Annotated in this window: 19 protein-coding genes and 4 tRNA genes; 18 read left to right on the top strand and 5 right to left on the bottom strand. The window is 34.0% G+C overall.

The window, feature by feature from the left end; translation table 11 throughout:
- Positions 1-43 precede the first annotated feature (43 nt).
- Positions 44-544 (top strand): phosphoribosyltransferase family protein, encoded by a 501-nt coding sequence (locus RB619_RS16880; RefSeq protein ID WP_308099579.1) that lies wholly within the window; start codon positions 44-46, stop codon positions 542-544.
- Here the strand turns inward: RB619_RS16880 and RB619_RS16875 are convergent.
- Positions 536-1,054 (bottom strand): shikimate kinase, encoded by a 519-nt coding sequence (locus RB619_RS16875; RefSeq protein WP_308099576.1) that lies wholly within the window; start codon positions 1,052-1,054, stop codon positions 536-538. The two genes, RB619_RS16880 and RB619_RS16875, sit on opposite strands and share 9 nt — an antisense overlap.
- A 127-nt stretch (positions 1,055-1,181) precedes the next feature.
- Here RB619_RS16875 and RB619_RS16870 point away from each other — a divergent pair.
- The 4 genes from RB619_RS16870 (at position 1,182) to RB619_RS16855 (ending at position 1,691) form a co-directional block, all read left to right on the top strand.
- A tRNA-Lys gene (locus tag RB619_RS16870) sits at positions 1,182-1,254 on the top strand.
- A gap of 40 nt (positions 1,255-1,294) precedes the next feature.
- Positions 1,295-1,367 (top strand) — tRNA-Lys (locus RB619_RS16865).
- A 42-nt stretch (positions 1,368-1,409) separates the two neighbouring features.
- A tRNA-Leu gene (locus tag RB619_RS16860) sits at positions 1,410-1,492 on the top strand.
- 126 nt (positions 1,493-1,618) lie between these two features.
- A tRNA-Lys gene (locus tag RB619_RS16855) sits at positions 1,619-1,691 on the top strand.
- 51 nt (positions 1,692-1,742) lie between these two features.
- On the opposite strand, the gene RB619_RS16850 is transcribed toward RB619_RS16855, so the two are convergent.
- The 4 genes from RB619_RS16850 to RB619_RS16835 are packed head-to-tail and all read right to left on the bottom strand — an operon-like array spanning position 1,743 to position 4,351.
- Entirely contained in the window at positions 1,743-2,261 is a 519-nt protein-coding gene (locus RB619_RS16850) for a DUF4304 domain-containing protein (RefSeq protein ID WP_308099574.1), read from the bottom strand.
- Positions 2,258-2,857 carry a hypothetical protein gene (locus tag RB619_RS16845; protein ID WP_308099572.1) on the bottom strand — a complete coding sequence of 200 codons (600 nt, stop codon included), beginning with the start codon at positions 2,855-2,857 and terminating at the stop codon, positions 2,258-2,260. The genes RB619_RS16850 and RB619_RS16845 overlap by 4 nt, the downstream gene beginning before the upstream one ends.
- An 8-nt stretch (positions 2,858-2,865) precedes the next feature.
- Complete coding sequence (locus RB619_RS16840; RefSeq protein ID WP_308099570.1) at positions 2,866-3,348, bottom strand: nuclear transport factor 2 family protein; 483 nt, start codon at positions 3,346-3,348, stop codon at positions 2,866-2,868.
- Between the two features lie 25 nt (positions 3,349-3,373).
- Positions 3,374-4,351, bottom strand: coding sequence for a glycoside hydrolase family 43 protein (locus RB619_RS16835; protein ID WP_308099568.1), 978 nt, complete (start codon positions 4,349-4,351; stop codon positions 3,374-3,376).
- A 221-nt stretch (positions 4,352-4,572) separates the two neighbouring features.
- On the opposite strand from RB619_RS16835, the gene RB619_RS16830 reads away from it, so the two are divergent.
- The 13 genes from RB619_RS16830 to RB619_RS16770 all read left to right on the top strand — a co-directional run bounded on the left by RB619_RS16830 (position 4,573) and on the right by RB619_RS16770 (position 14,502).
- Positions 4,573-4,896, top strand: a complete 324-nt coding sequence (locus tag RB619_RS16830) for a metalloregulator ArsR/SmtB family transcription factor (protein WP_308099566.1) — start codon at positions 4,573-4,575, stop codon at positions 4,894-4,896.
- Between the two features lie 5 nt (positions 4,897-4,901).
- Positions 4,902-5,369: an SRPBCC domain-containing protein gene (locus tag RB619_RS16825; RefSeq protein ID WP_308099564.1), complete on the top strand. Its 468-nt coding sequence runs from the start codon at positions 4,902-4,904 to the stop codon at positions 5,367-5,369.
- Positions 5,370-5,377: 8 nt separating this feature from the next.
- Positions 5,378-5,755, top strand: coding sequence for a DoxX family protein (locus RB619_RS16820; protein ID WP_308099562.1), 378 nt, complete (start codon positions 5,378-5,380; stop codon positions 5,753-5,755).
- 11 nt (positions 5,756-5,766) lie between these two features.
- Positions 5,767-6,345 carry a DUF1801 domain-containing protein gene (locus RB619_RS16815; protein WP_308099560.1) on the top strand — a complete coding sequence of 193 codons (579 nt, stop codon included), beginning with the start codon at positions 5,767-5,769 and terminating at the stop codon, positions 6,343-6,345.
- Positions 6,346-6,374: 29 nt separating this feature from the next.
- A complete protein-coding gene (locus RB619_RS16810) occupies positions 6,375-7,040 on the top strand; it encodes a DNA alkylation repair protein (protein ID WP_308099558.1) in 666 nt (221 codons plus the stop codon).
- 18 nt (positions 7,041-7,058) lie between these two features.
- Positions 7,059-7,616, top strand: coding sequence for a DUF4256 domain-containing protein (locus RB619_RS16805; RefSeq protein ID WP_308099556.1), 558 nt, complete (start codon positions 7,059-7,061; stop codon positions 7,614-7,616).
- Positions 7,617-7,712: 96 nt separating this feature from the next.
- The gene (locus RB619_RS16800) at positions 7,713-8,213 is read left to right on the top strand and encodes a tetratricopeptide repeat protein (RefSeq protein ID WP_308099554.1); all 501 of its coding nucleotides are present in this window, start codon (positions 7,713-7,715) and stop codon (positions 8,211-8,213) included.
- A 259-nt stretch (positions 8,214-8,472) separates the two neighbouring features.
- On the top strand, positions 8,473-9,372 hold the full coding sequence (locus RB619_RS16795; protein WP_308099553.1) for a MerR family transcriptional regulator: 900 nt from the start codon (positions 8,473-8,475) through the stop codon (positions 9,370-9,372).
- Positions 9,373-9,409: 37 nt separating this feature from the next.
- Entirely contained in the window at positions 9,410-10,876 is a 1,467-nt protein-coding gene (locus RB619_RS16790; RefSeq protein WP_308099551.1) for a phytoene desaturase family protein, read from the top strand.
- Positions 10,877-10,879: 3 nt separating this feature from the next.
- Positions 10,880-11,719 (top strand): phytoene/squalene synthase family protein, encoded by an 840-nt coding sequence (locus RB619_RS16785; protein WP_308099549.1) that lies wholly within the window; start codon positions 10,880-10,882, stop codon positions 11,717-11,719.
- A 223-nt stretch (positions 11,720-11,942) separates the two neighbouring features.
- Positions 11,943-12,383 (top strand): sterol desaturase family protein, encoded by a 441-nt coding sequence (locus RB619_RS16780; RefSeq protein WP_308099546.1) that lies wholly within the window; start codon positions 11,943-11,945, stop codon positions 12,381-12,383.
- Between the two features lie 137 nt (positions 12,384-12,520).
- Positions 12,521-13,030 carry an SRPBCC family protein gene (locus tag RB619_RS16775; RefSeq protein ID WP_308099540.1) on the top strand — a complete coding sequence of 170 codons (510 nt, stop codon included), beginning with the start codon at positions 12,521-12,523 and terminating at the stop codon, positions 13,028-13,030.
- 176 nt (positions 13,031-13,206) lie between these two features.
- Positions 13,207-14,502, top strand: a complete 1,296-nt coding sequence (locus RB619_RS16770) for a deoxyribodipyrimidine photo-lyase (RefSeq protein WP_308099538.1) — start codon at positions 13,207-13,209, stop codon at positions 14,500-14,502.
- Positions 14,503-14,703 lie beyond the last annotated feature (201 nt).

The raw sequence follows: 14,703 nt of genomic DNA, 5'->3' as shown, positions 1-14,703 counted from the left end.
AAAATCTAAAATTCTAATCGTATTTTAGCAAAAAAATAAAGTCATGAGCAAAAACATCATCTTAACCAATCAGGAAATCGAACACAAAATCAAACGTATCGCTTATCAAATTTACGAGACATTTGTTGATGAAGAAGAAGTTGTGATTGCCGGAATCGCTACAAACGGATCTGTTTTTGCACAAAAAATTGCTAACGCACTAAGCAATATTTCAACTTTAAAAGTTTCGACTTGTGAAGTTAAAGTAGACAAACAAAATCCGCAATTGCCAATTCAGACTTCTTTAACCAAAGAAGAGTACCAAAACAAAGGTTTGGTATTAGTTGATGACGTCCTAAATTCAGGCACTACATTAATCTATGCTGTTCGTCATTTCTTAGACGTTCCGCTTAAGAAATTCAAAACAGCAGTACTTGTTGACCGAAATCATAAAAAATACCCTGTAAAAGCCGATTTTAAAGGAATTTCTCTTTCAACATCTTTATTAGAGCATGTTCAAGTTGTTTTTGACGAAAATGGCGACAATTATGCCTTCTTAAGCTAAGATTTTTAAAATATCCTCAACTGTTTCATCGACTGATCTACCATCAACCGACACTTTATGCTGTGCGTGGTTGTAATAAAAACTTCTGTCGAACAAATGTTTTGCGATAAACTCTCTCATTTCTTCCTCCTCCATATTTGCAATCAATGGGCGTTTGCTCTTGTTTTGAGCCAATCTATTGTATAAAGTATCAATTGATGCTTTTAAGTATACCGATACGATATCATCATTTTGAAGTAATAAATGATTATTTGCGTAACATGGTGTTCCGCCACCTAAACCAATAATGTTATTTTCTGAAGATTGAAGCAATTCTAAAAACATTTCGTGTTCTAATTTTCGAAAATAGATCTCTCCATGTTTAGAAAAAATTTCATTTATAGACAAATTTGCTCTTTTTTCAATGCAAGTATCTAAATCCAGAAAGGGAATATTTGTAATTTTTGACAAGTTTTGGGCAATTGTTGACTTTCCGCAACCCATATAACCTAATAACACTATTTTTTTCATATTAATAAAACCTTATAAACTAAGACATTGGGAACTTTTCGTAAAAAAAGACAAATTTATAATAAAAATGCTTGGAAACTTCGAAAATAACTCCTTATATTTGCACCCGCATTCAAGAAACGAATATGACTCGATAGCTCAGTCGGTAGAGCACATCACTTTTAATGATGGGGTCCTGGGTTCGAGCCCCAGTCGGGTCACAAAATTTGTGATTAACAAAATAAGTTTCTTGAAAGCAATGACTCGATAGCTCAGTCGGTAGAGCACATCACTTTTAATGATGGGGTCCTGGGTTCGAGCCCCAGTCGGGTCACAAAAGGTCGAGTATTAATTTACTTGACCTTTTTTCATTTTAGGCCACGTGGAGAAACGGTAGACTTGCCATCTTGAGGGGGTGGTGCTCGTAAGGGCGTGTGGGTTCAAATCCCACCGTGGTCACTAAAAAAAGTAATTCTTATTTTACTGTAAAATAGGCTTTTATAAATTATTACAAAAAAGCACTAAAAAAAGGCTTCAAAACCTAAATAAAGTACTTATATTTGCACCCTCATTGAGAAAAACAATGACTCGATAGCTCAGTCGGTAGAGCACATCACTTTTAATGATGGGGTCCTGGGTTCGAGCCCCAGTCGGGTCACAAAACAAAAAAACCTATTTCATTACGAAATAGGTTTTTTTTATGTTTTTTCTACAAAATGTTTTTGTGTTCAATTTTTTTGATCTGCTCTTTTAATATATCTCCCCAAAATTCCATTTCACCATAAAACGCAACACAATCTTTAAGAGTTTTTAATTTTTCCAGAGTATTCAGAATTTCATTTTCAAAATCAATTTTTAATTCACTTATAAAATCATTTAAATCTGTCTTTTCAGTAATTAAATAGCCTAACCAGCCATCTTCTCTATATTTACCTTTTCTTCTATTTTCACTTAAATAAATCCCCTCTCGAGTGTAAGTGAGAATATCAAAATGTGTTGCTCTCTTCTTATTCGGGTCTTTAATAAATTCAGTTAAAGCAATTCCAATATTAAAACAAAAGCTAAGCTTTTCTTTACTATTCCATTGCGAATTTTGCAGATTGATTATTATGAAAAAATCACCCTTATTTTTCCACCATGTATTCCCACTAGTTTGATAACCAAAATTTTTCAATGTTGGCTTTAAATATATTTTGACAAACTCAGATTGTTTCTCTTTAGCATTCATTTTACAATTCTATTTCTACAATACTCTCCAATCTCAAAAGCATACAAAATGCTACCAATATTTATTTTTGTATTCGACAATACCCTTTTATGATTACGAGTAATATAAACTCCTGTTTTTAATTTAAAAATTATATTACCGTTATCCTTCTTTCCAAAAACTTCAATTTCATTTGTAAACTCTTTCCAAGGAAATGATTTCACTTCGCCCCAACTATAGCGAATCAGATTGTTTTCGGTTCCAATGTAATATCCACCTGATTTAAACAAACCAAAAAAACCAAGCAACCCAACAATAATCCCAGGCGATAAAAAAACACCATATATAATAAAAAAACCTCTCAATGGCGACAAATCATCTGGGCAAACTTCGGTATATGCGCCATCAATCGAAATTGAAGCGCATTCTCCATAAAACAATTCCCAAACAAAACCATAAAAGATTAAACTATTTACTAAGATCCAAACAAAACTAAAACCGAAAACCGAAAGAATATTTCTTAAGGGTTGTTCCTTTTTAGCTTTTACAAAAAATTCTATTTTCTCATTTCCAACTGCTTTTTGCATTACGTCTGGAATAGCAATATTTTCTATCATTCTTTTTTCTAACTCTTATGATCAAAACTCAAAACCTCTTTCAAAACCCATTCTTTATTGATCAAAAGATAGACATGAGTAAATTTTGCTTCGCTGGTAAAAACATCAGGCTTATTTGCTTCTCTCAAATAAAAATCATGAATTCCGGTTTGAACAACTCCATAAAGTTTTCCGTTATCATAAAGAGGATAAACTTCTAAACTTTCAGCTTTTACTTTGCGTATTGGTTTTTGAGAATTTTTAGCACAAATATTCTTTTTCACGTTTTCTAAAAAAGTTTTTTTATTTTGAACCCCTCCTTGATCATGATAAAAAACCAAATCAGGATGAATCGCTTTTTCTAAAAAAGCAATATCACACTGATTAAAACTCTTTTCAAAAAAAATACTATCGTGCTTTTTCAACTGTAAAAATAATTCAGAATCTTTTGCTACCTGCGCAAAACCAAAAACTGAAAAGTTAAGAAAAACCAATACCAGAAACTTTTTCATAATCTATTTATTAGCGTTTACTTTTTTATTTTATTAAATGGGCTTTCACTCCATCATTCGTAATCACAACGGGTTTAATTAATCCGTTTTCATCAAAAAACATCTCTTCGATACAAGTTTCTCTCGAATGTATACTAGTTTCATCAATCGGTCTTCTGTGATAAACAATATAATATCGATCTGAATCTGGAGCTTTAATAATCGAATGATGCCCCGCTCCTTTTGCAATTTTAGGATCTTGTTGCAGCACCTTTCCAATCCTCTTAAAAGGCCCCATTACAGAATCAGCAATTGCATACGCCACGCAATAATCTGGACCGCCCCAATCGCCTTCAGACCACATAAAATAATATTTATTGTTTCTAATAAACACAAATGGTCCTTCGGTATAATTTTCCGGTGTAATCTCCTTAAAAATCGTTTTATCCTTAAACGGAATAAAACCAGTAAAATCAGCTTTTAATTTAGCAATATTGCAATGTCTCCATCCGCCATAAATTAAATAATATTGCCCGTCTTTATCTTTAAAAACAAATTGATCAATTGGCTGTGCTCCATTATAAATTTCACCTACGAGTGGTTTTCCCAAATAATCTTTAAAAGGCCCTTCCGGTTTTGAGGCTACTGCAACTCCAATGCCGCCTATTTCATTTTCATGAACATCATTGGCACCAAAAAACAAAAAATATTTGTTCTTATTTTTAATAATCGACGGCGCCCAAATTGCTCTTTTTGCCCATTTCACAGCCGTTGTATCCAAAATTCTGGCATGCTTTGTCCAATTTACTAAATCTGGAGAAGAAAAAGCATCCAGAAAAACCTGATCGTCAAAAGGAGCCGAAAATGTTGGGTAAACCCAATATGTTTTATCAAAAATAATTCCCTCCGGATCTGCATACCAACCTTTAAAAATGGGATTATTGGTCGTTTTTTCAGGAACTGCATTTTGTGCAATTGTTTTGGAACAGAAAACAATCAGGATACCAAATAAAACTCTATTCATAGTTTTTGATTTTTATTTAAAAGTAAAACAAACATTGTAAAAATGGCTTTTTCAAATGAAAGATTTTTTAATTCTATCATAATCTTCAATGAATTTATAGCATTAAATCCATTTCAAACTATAATTAAACACACATTTTCAATCAGTTACAAGAATAAATATGTTAAAAAACTTGCGTAGCCAAATGACTTCATTTATATTTGTAGCCAAATAACTTCACAATGAATTTAAGAAGAGATGTATTTCAGGCAATAGCCGATCCTACAAGAAGAGCCATTTTACTTTTAGTGACTTCGCATTCGATGACAGCGGGTGCGATTGCGTCAAACTTTGACACGGCACGTCCGACAGTTTCAAAGCATTTAAAGATTCTTACGGAATGTGAATTATTACAGCAAACACAAAACGGCCGAGAAGTCTATTATACCATAAATGCTAAAAAAATGAAACAAATAGCCGATTTTATAGAGCCTTTCCGCCAAATGTGGGATGACAGATTCAACAAACTCGAAGACATCATGAAAAACTACAAACCCGAAAACTAACTGCTATGGAATTAAAAACAAAAATAAATGCTGAAGACAACAAACAAGAGCTCGTAATTACACGCGATTTTGATTTGCCGGTCGAATTGCTTTTTAAAGCTTATATCGAACCCAAAATTGTAGAACAATGGATGGGAACCAAAGTTTTAAAACTTGAAAACAAAAAACATGGCGGTTATCAATTTGAAACCAGTGATGCTAAAGGAAATGTGGTTGTCCAGATGAATGGCGTTATTCATGAATTTGTTCCAAATGAAAAAATTACCAGAACTTTTGAAATGGAAAATTCGCCTTTTGCTGTTCAATTAGAATTTTTAGAATTTAAACCGCTAAATGACAACCGAAGCAAACTTACTATGCAGATCGTCTATAAATCTAACGAACTAAGAGATCAAATGCTTCAATTGCCATTTAAACAAGGCCTCAACATGGCTCATAATCGATTAGAAGAAATTTGTAACAAACTAAAATAAAAAGTATTATGACAAAGAGAAACAAAATTATTTATTGGGTTGCTACGCTTTGGCTGGCATTGGGCATGACAGCAACTGGAATTGTACAATTAATGCAGTCAAAAGACGAAACCCTCAGAATGTCGCATCTAGGTTATCCAATTTATTTACTAACTTTATTAGCCGTTTGGAAAATTCTCGGCGTAATTGCTGTTTTAATTCCCAAATTTCCGTTGTTGAAAGAATGGGCTTATGCTGGTTTTTTCTTTGCAATGTCGGGCGCTATATTTTCACATTTTGCCGCAGGCGATAGTGCAAAAGATTTTTTCGGGCCAGCACTCTTAATTATCCTGACCGCAATCTCTTGGTATTTTAGACCAGCGGAAAGAAAACTCGTTAACGTTTAAACGTATTAAAAATGAATCCGAAAGTTGATTTTTTCTTTGATAAAGCCACAAAATGGCAGGATGAACTGGAAGCAATGCGAACCATTGCTTTAGAATGCCAACTTACTGAAGAATTAAAATGGGGAAATCCTTGTTATATGTACCAAGACAGCAATGTTGTTTTAATTCATGCTTTTAAGGAATATTGCGCTTTTTTATTTTTTAAAGGTGCTTTGATGAAAGATACTGACGGCATTTTGATTCAGCAATCTGAGAACGTTCAGGCGGCGCGTCATATTCGATTTACAAGTCTAAAAGAAATTGTCGATTTAAAACCTATTTTAAAAACCTATATCTATCAGGCAATTGAAATTGAAAAAGCAGGTTTAAAAGTCAATTTGAAAAAAACTTCTGATTTTCCAGTTTCTGAAGAATTTCAAAAGAAATTAAATGAAGATCCTGAATTGAAAAAAGCTTTCGAAGCCTTAACTCCTGGAAGACAAAGAGCCTATTTACTTCATTTTTCTCAACCAAAACAAGCCAAAACACGAGAAGCAAGAGTTGAAAAACACACTCAGAATATTCTTGACGGAAAAGGCTTAAATGATTAATTTTCCATTCTAAAATAAACCAAATCAAAATGACAGCTAACGATATTCTATTGCAATTAAAATCTCTTGGAGATGAAAAAGTGTTTGCCCAAAATAAAAAACGAGGAGCTTCTGAAAATCAGTTTGGCGTTAAAATGGGCGACATTCGGACATTGGCTAAAAAAATCAAAACCAATCACGAATTAGCACTGGAACTTTGGGATACGGAAAATGCTGACGCGAGGTTTTTATCGATATTAACTCTTGATCCAAAAAAACTTTCGAATGAACAAATTGCCAAAATGGTTTCTTCAGAAAAATTCGTTCATATTGCCGATTGGTTTTATTCCTATATAATAAAAGATTATCCGGATCGCGAAACGTTGCGACAAGCTTGGATGCATACATCTGATGTAATGCACGGACGCGCTGCATGGAGTTTAACCAGCGGATGCGTTGCTAGAAATCCAGACATTCTTGATTTGCCTGCTCTGCTTGACCGAATTGAAAACGAAATGCCAACAGCAGCGCCAGAAGTACAATGGACAATGAATAGCACTTTGGCACAAATTGGAATTAAATTCCCTGAATATCGAGCACGCGCTTTGGCCATTGGAGAAAAATTAGGCATTTACAGAGATTATCCAACTTCAAAAGGTTGTACCTCTCCTTTCGCTCCAATTTGGATCAATGAGATGGTACGCCGTCAAGAATAATGATCAAAAAACAACAAAATGAAAAGTAAAATTTCGCAAGAAGAACAAGAACAGCTTATCGGCATTTTGAAAATTCGTTTTGAGAAAAACACAAAACGTCATCAAAATATTGAATGGTCAAATGTCGAAACTAAACTGAATGCTAATCCAGAGAAAATTTGGTCATTGCTTCAAATGGAAAAAACCGATGGCGAACCAGATGTTGTAGGTTATGACAAAAACACCGACGAATATGTATTTTTTGATTGCGTAGCCGAAAGCCCAAAAGCCCGCAGAAGTCTTTGTTATGATAGAAAAGCATTAGATTCGAGAAAAGAACACAAACCTAAAAACAGCGCTGTTGATATGGCAGACGAAATGGGAATTGAGCTTTTAACCGAAGAACAATATCGACAACTACAAGAATTTGGAAATTTCGACACCAAAACTTCCAGTTGGATAGCAACGCCCGATGATGTTCGAAAACTTGGCGGTGCAGTATTTTGTGATTTCCGCTACGGCAGGGTTTTTCTTTATCATAATGGCGCCGAATCCTATTATGCTGCAAGAGGATTTCGTGGTTTTTTGAAAGTTTAATTATATCACAATTATTTTACACCCGAAGTTCTCTTACAAAATAAATCTTTCATAAATTCGTTTGGAAATAATTAATCACTAATCCCAAATTAGTTTATGAAAAACCTACTACTAGTATCATTTATTATGATTACTTGCTCTTCCTGGGCGCAATCTGCAACTGCTTATTTTGACAAAGCCATGAAAAAAGCTGAAGCAGGAAACACAAAAGGCGCCATCGCCGATTACACCAAAGCCATCAGCATGAATTCTAAATTTGTTGAGGCCTACCAAAATCGTGGCGTAGCTAAACTTAAGCTTAATGACTTAAAAGGCGCTCTAGCAGACTTTAGCAAAACAATCGAATTGGACAGCATGAATGCTGATGCTTTTACTGGAAGAGCAAATGTAAATTACAAATTAATGAACTACAAAGAAGCTATTGACGACTGCACTTCGTCACTTGGCTTGAATCCAAAAGATTATATCGCATATAATTTGAGAGGCTTGGCTTATAATAAAATTGGCGATAAGAAAAATTCCTGTAAAGATTTCTCAAAAGCCGTAGAACTTGGCAGTCAAAGTGCAATCAAAAACAAAAACACCTTTTGTAAATAAATGCAAATTGAAATAAGCAGCCCGTAGAAATAGTTCTACAGGTTGCTTATTTTTTTAAAAAGGAACTAAATTTCACATTAGAACAACTCTAAATAATTCGCGTTTTTGCATCCAAAAATTCAAATAATACAAAAATATAGATTCTTTTAAGCCAATTAAATCAGTATGTTACTACAAACTTTCAATAATCGATCATTTTGATAAAGTTTTAAAGGTTTTTTCAGATTTTATTTTATTTTTGTTTACTCAACAATAGGAAATGGTAAACAATATAAAAACAGTTTTCAGCATAAAAGACCTTGAAAACTTATCTGGTATAAAAGCGCATACAATTCGGATTTGGGAAAAAAGATATAACATTCTTGAACCAATGCGAACTGATACCAATATCAGACTATATAATTTACAAAATTTACAGAAACTTTTGAATATAACTTTACTGCACCAGTACGGTTATAAAATCTCTAAAATTGCTACTTATCCTGAGGAGAAAATCCCGTTGTTAGTTCGTGAAATCATTTCGAAGAAAAATTCACAAAACTATGCGATCACGTCATTCAAAATGGCGATGATGAATTTTGATCAGGAATTATTCTTCAATACTTTTGACTGGCTTATTTCAGAAAAAAGCTTTAAAGAAGTTTTTAAAGAACATTTTCTTCCGTTGTTGAAAGAATTGGGCTTGTTATGGCAATCAGAAACCATAACACCAGCAAATGAACATTTTATGAGTCATTTGATCAAACAGAAGATTTTAATTTATACCGAAAGTCTTCAAATATTAAAACCAACTAAAACAGACCGAATCTTTGTTCTTTCATTGCCTTTGAATGAAGTGCATCAAATTGGTCTTTTATATCTGCAATACGAAATTTTATCAAAAGGATACAAAACCATTTATTTAGGTGAAAGTATGCCTATTGAAAACCTTCAAGATTTAACCAGACATTTTGAAAACATAACATTTGTTTCGTTCATGACCGTTCAACCAGACAGAACCGTTATTAATCAATACGTAAAATCGATGGGACAAAAACTGTTGCTGAAAAATAATGAAATCTGGCTTATGGGTAATATGGTTGAACATATTGAACAATCAAATTTACATGAGCGTATTCGTATTTTTGACTCAATGGAAGAAACTGTAGAAGAAATCTAATTATTTTGTTTAAAGTTTTTGTATATTTGTTAAACAAATGACAAAAACAATTATCATATTAGGATCTGGCTTCTCCTCTTTAGCCGCATCGTGTTACTTAGCAAAACAAGGACACGAGGTCACTATTTATGAAAAAAATCCAACGATTGGTGGCCGAGCCAGACAATTCAAAAAAGAGGGTTTCACCTTTGATATGGGACCAAGCTGGTACTGGATGCCAGATGTTTTTGATCGCTTTTTTCAAGATTTTGATAAACAAACTTCAGATTATTACGAGCTTATAAAACTCAATCCTGCTTATCGGGTTTATTTTGGAACAAATGATTTTATAAGCATTTGCGATAATTTAGAAGAAATTAAATCGGCTTTTGAAGAAATCGAAAAAGGAAGCGCCAATAAACTTCAAGACTTCATCGATCAGGCAAAAAGCAATTATGATATTGCGATTAAAGATTTGGTTTATCGTCCCGGTGTTTCTCCTTTAGAATTAATTACACCAAAAACAGCTTTAAAACTGAATCAGTTTTTGAGCAACGTGAGTCAGGATATTCGAAAGAAATTCAAAAATGAAAGATTAATTCAAATCTTAGAATTTCCGGTTTTATTTCTTGGAGCAAAACCAAGCAAAACGCCTTCTTTTTACAATTTCATGAATTATGCCGATTTCGGTCTTGGAACCTGGCATCCAAAAACAGGAATGTTTGATGTTATTCGTGGAATAGAAAAATTAGCTTTGGAACTTGGCGTCACGATTAAAACCAATTCACCAATTGAAAAAATAGTCGTTGAAAACAAAACTGCAACCGGAGTTAAAATCAACGGAAAAATTATAAAAGCAAACCTAATTTTAAGCGGTGCCGATTATCAGCATACAGAATCTTTACTTGAAAAAGAACATCGCGCATATTCTGATGAATATTGGGAAAACCGAATTTTCGCTCCTTCTTCGCTCCTATTTTTCATTGGCTTCAATAAAAAAATAGAAAACATTTCGCATCACGCTTTGTTTTTTGATGTTGATTTTGATCAACATGCAAAAGCAATTTACGACAATCCAGAATGGCCAGAGTCGCCTTTGTTTTATGCCAATTTCCCATCCAAAACAGATTTAACTTGTGCCCCAGACGGAATGGAATCAGGTTTTTTCTTAATTCCGCTTGCGCCCGGAATTGAAGATAATGAAGAACTTCGAGAGGAATATTTCGAAAAGATCATCACTCGTTTTGAAGAACTTACACAACAGAAAATTAAAAATAACATTATATTTAAGAAGTCATTCTGCAAAAATGATTTTGTAACAGATTACAACGCGTACAAAGGCAACGCCTACGGAATGGCGAATACGCTATTACAAACTGCTTTTTTAAGGCCAAAACTAAAAAGTAAAAAAGTACGTAATTTATATTTCACAGGACAATTAACCGTTCCTGGCCCAGGGGTTCCGCCTGCTTTAATTTCGGGAAAATTGGTTGCTGAGTTAATTCAAAAATCTTTTAGATCTTAAAAAATGAAATCACTATTCGACGCCGTTTCTTTCAAATGCAGTAAACTGATTACGCAAAATTACAGTTCCTCATTTTCATTGGCAGTAAAAATGCTTTCGCCAAGTATTCGTGATGCGATTTACAGCATTTACGGATTCGTGCGCTTTGCTGACGAAATCGTAGATTCATTTCACGATTATGAAAAAGAATATCTGATAGAGGATTTCGAAAAAGAATATTACAAAGCAATGCAATTAGGCATAAGCCTAAATCCTATTTTGAATTCTTTTCAGCATACGGTCAAAGAATACAATATTACCGATGATTTAGTTCAGGCGTTTTTAAAAAGCATGAAACTCGATCTTATAAAATCAACTTATAATACTCAAACCGAATACGCAGATTATATTTACGGCTCTGCCGATGTTGTTGGTTTAATGTGCTTGAAAGTTTTTGTTGCTGGAAAAGAGCACAAATACGAACAGCTAAAACACGAAGCAATGCGTTTAGGATCGGCTTTTCAAAAGGTAAATTTCCTGAGAGATTTAAGAGATGATAATCTTATTTTAAACCGAACTTATTTTCCGGGAATCAACCTCAACAATTTCAATGAAGATGCAAAAGCGCAAATCATCAAAGAAATCGAAGAGGATTTCAGAATTGCGTATCACGGAATTGTAAAACTCCCAATTGAAGCTAAATTTGGTGTTTACACGGCTTATGTTTATTATAAAAAACTGCTTAAAAAACTAAAAAACACGCCATATCAAGAAATAGGGAATTCGAGAATACGGGTTTCTAATTATACAAAAGCGGGGCTTTTGGCACAGTCTTTTGTGACGTATAAGCTTAAATTAGTATAAATTATACGTCCATTTTGTCATTCCGAGGAACGAGGAATCTCCACGAGAAACTCGACAAAGATTGTCACTTTAGATTGCGGAGTTACTTGCGGAGATTCCTCGTTCCTCGGAATGACAAAAATGAGAGAAAAGGCAACAAAATAATCATTAGAGTTAATCTTTTATAACTTAAAGCTAAACTCAAACAAAATAAAGTCATAATTTTAATAACAACATTTATAAAATGATTTCTTTCTTAATCTTTATAGGCGTTTTTCTGTTCATGGAATGTATTACCTGGCTTACACACAAGTACGTAATGCACGGTTTTATGTGGTATTTTCACGAGGATCATCATCAACCAAAATACGAGCATACTTTTGAGCGCAACGACATTTTCTTTGTCATTTTTGCTACTCCCAGTATTCTCTTATTTTATTTTGGTGCTCAAGCCGGTTTCAATTATTTGTTTTTTATTGCTTGCGGAATAACGCTTTACGGCGTTTGCTATTTTTTGATTCACGATGTTTTGATTCATCAGCGCTTTAAATGGTTCAAAAACACTAAAAACAAATACCTCATCGGACTTAGAAAAGCACATAAAATACACCATAAACACCTCAACAAAGAAAAAGGAGAATGTTTCGGAATGTTGTTTGTACCATTTAAATATTATAAAATGTAAAATATTTTGGGCGTTCCCTCCGGGCGGGTTTTCCGTTCCCGCTTTTTTATGTCTGGCTAAAGAAGCCAGCCACAAAAAGAGCTCCACTTCAACCCCTAACGCTCACGTATTTCAAGAACAATTGATTCAGCTAGAAAATGAAATTATACAAAATAGAAACCGTACAATATGTAAATTCAAGTGTTGAAGAATGCTGGGATTTTTTCTCAAGTCCAAAGAATCTTAAAACCATAACACTTGATAATATGAGTTTTGAAATTCAGGATTTCGATGAAAAACGAATGTATCACGGACAACTCATCACTTACACTTTAAAACCGCTTTTCGGAATCAAAATTTCATGGGTAACCGAAATTACGGCTTGTAAGGAAAATGAATATTTCATCGACATTCAGCGTTTTGGTCCCTACAAATTATGGCATCACAAACATTTCTTCGAACACGCAAAAGACGGCCGAACAAAAATGACAGACATTGTCCATTACGCTCTCCCACTCGGAATCCTAGGCCGATTCATGAACACGATAATTGTAAAAAACAAACTCAAAACGATTTTTGATTTCCGCCATAATAAAATTGAAGAATTATTTAATTCAAAACCACAGCCACAGATTGTGCAACTTAATGGTAAACAAAAAAGCTTTTAAATTATAAAGTCTCATTTCTTTTACTTGCTTAATTTTTTAATCTCGCAAAGACGCTAAGTCGCAAAGCATTTTCTGTAAAGCTTTTCAATAAAACTTTGCGCCTTTGCGTCTTTGCGAGCAATTTTCGGCATTAGAAGAAAAAGAACTTAAAAATTCGATTAGCAAAAATAACAACAATGACAAAACAAAAAGTCTCCTTCTTCTGGTTCAGACGCGATTTGCGTTTAGAAGACAATACCGGATTATTTCACGCTTTGCAATCGGATTTTCCTGTAATTCCGTTATTTATTTTTGATGAAGATATTTTGGATAATCTTCCAAAAAATGACGCCAGAGTAACTTTTATATATGATTCACTTCAAAAAATAAATTCACAGTTAAGCAAATTCGGCTCTTCCATTTTAATCAAAAAAGGAAAAACTACAGAAGTTTGGAAATCACTTATTTCAGAATTTGACATACAAAACGTTTTCTTCAATAAAGATTACGAACCATTTGCAATCAAACGCGATACAACAATTTCTTCTCTTTTAAAAGAAAACAAAATTGAAAGCTTTTCTTTTAAAGATCACGTCATTTTAGAAGAAAAAGAAATCACAAAAGCCGACGGACTTCCCTACACCGTTTACACGCCATATAAAAACAAATGGCTCGAGAAATATCATTTTTCAGGATCTGCACCGGAATTTGATTCGGCTCCATTTCAATCTAATTTTGCGAAAAATCAATTTCCATTTCCTGAATTATCAGAAATTGGTTTTGAAAGAAGCGCCATAAAAGTGCAACCACACGATTTATCTCAAATTTCAAATTATAAAGAAACACGAGATTTTCCGGCTTTAGACAGTACATCTTATCTTTCACCTCATTTACGATTCGGAACTGTAAGTATTCGGAAATTAGTAAACTGGGCAAACAGAAAAAATCAGACTTTTTTAAGCGAATTGATTTGGAGAGAATTCTTTATTCAAATTTTGTTCAGTTTTCCAAATTGCGTCAATCACAATTTCAAATCGGCTTACGACGGAATTCAATGGCGAAATAACGAAGAAGATTTCAAACGCTGGTGTTCTGGAACAACTGGATATCCTATGGTCGATGCCGGAATGCGTCAGCTCAACGAAACAGGTTATATGCACAATCGTGTTCGTATGGTTGTGGCAAGCTTTTTATGCAAACATTTGCTAATCAACTGGCAATGGGGCGAAGCGTATTTCGCCGAAAAACTATTGGATTTTGAATTGGCTTCAAACGTAGGAAACTGGCAATGGGCAGCAGGAACTGGTTGCGACGCCGCACCTTATTTCAGAGTTTTTAATCCGGAAATCCAACAAAAGAAATTTGACGAAAAAGGAGAATACATCCGCAAATGGATTCCTGAATTTGATTTTGGATATAGTGAACCTATGGTTGATCATGCCTTTGCGAGAGATCGCGCGATTGCGACTTATAAGGCAGGGATTTTGAAATAGTTTTGTTTTGTTTCAGGTTTCAGGTTTCAGGTTTCAGGTTTCAGGTTTCAGGTTTCAGGTTTTTTCACGAAACGTTTATCCACAATCTTGTCATTCCGAGGGACGAGGAATCTTCGCAAGTAGCTCCGCAATCAGAATCGACAATCTTTGTAGAGTTACTTACGAAGATTCCTCGTCCCTCGGAATGACAGACTAAACGAA

Source organism: Flavobacterium sp. LHD-80 (genome assembly GCF_030929605.1).
Classification (GTDB): domain Bacteria; phylum Bacteroidota; class Bacteroidia; order Flavobacteriales; family Flavobacteriaceae; genus Flavobacterium.
The sequence above is the reverse complement of the archived record's forward strand: the minus strand, read 5'-3'. Positions and strand labels throughout refer to the sequence as shown.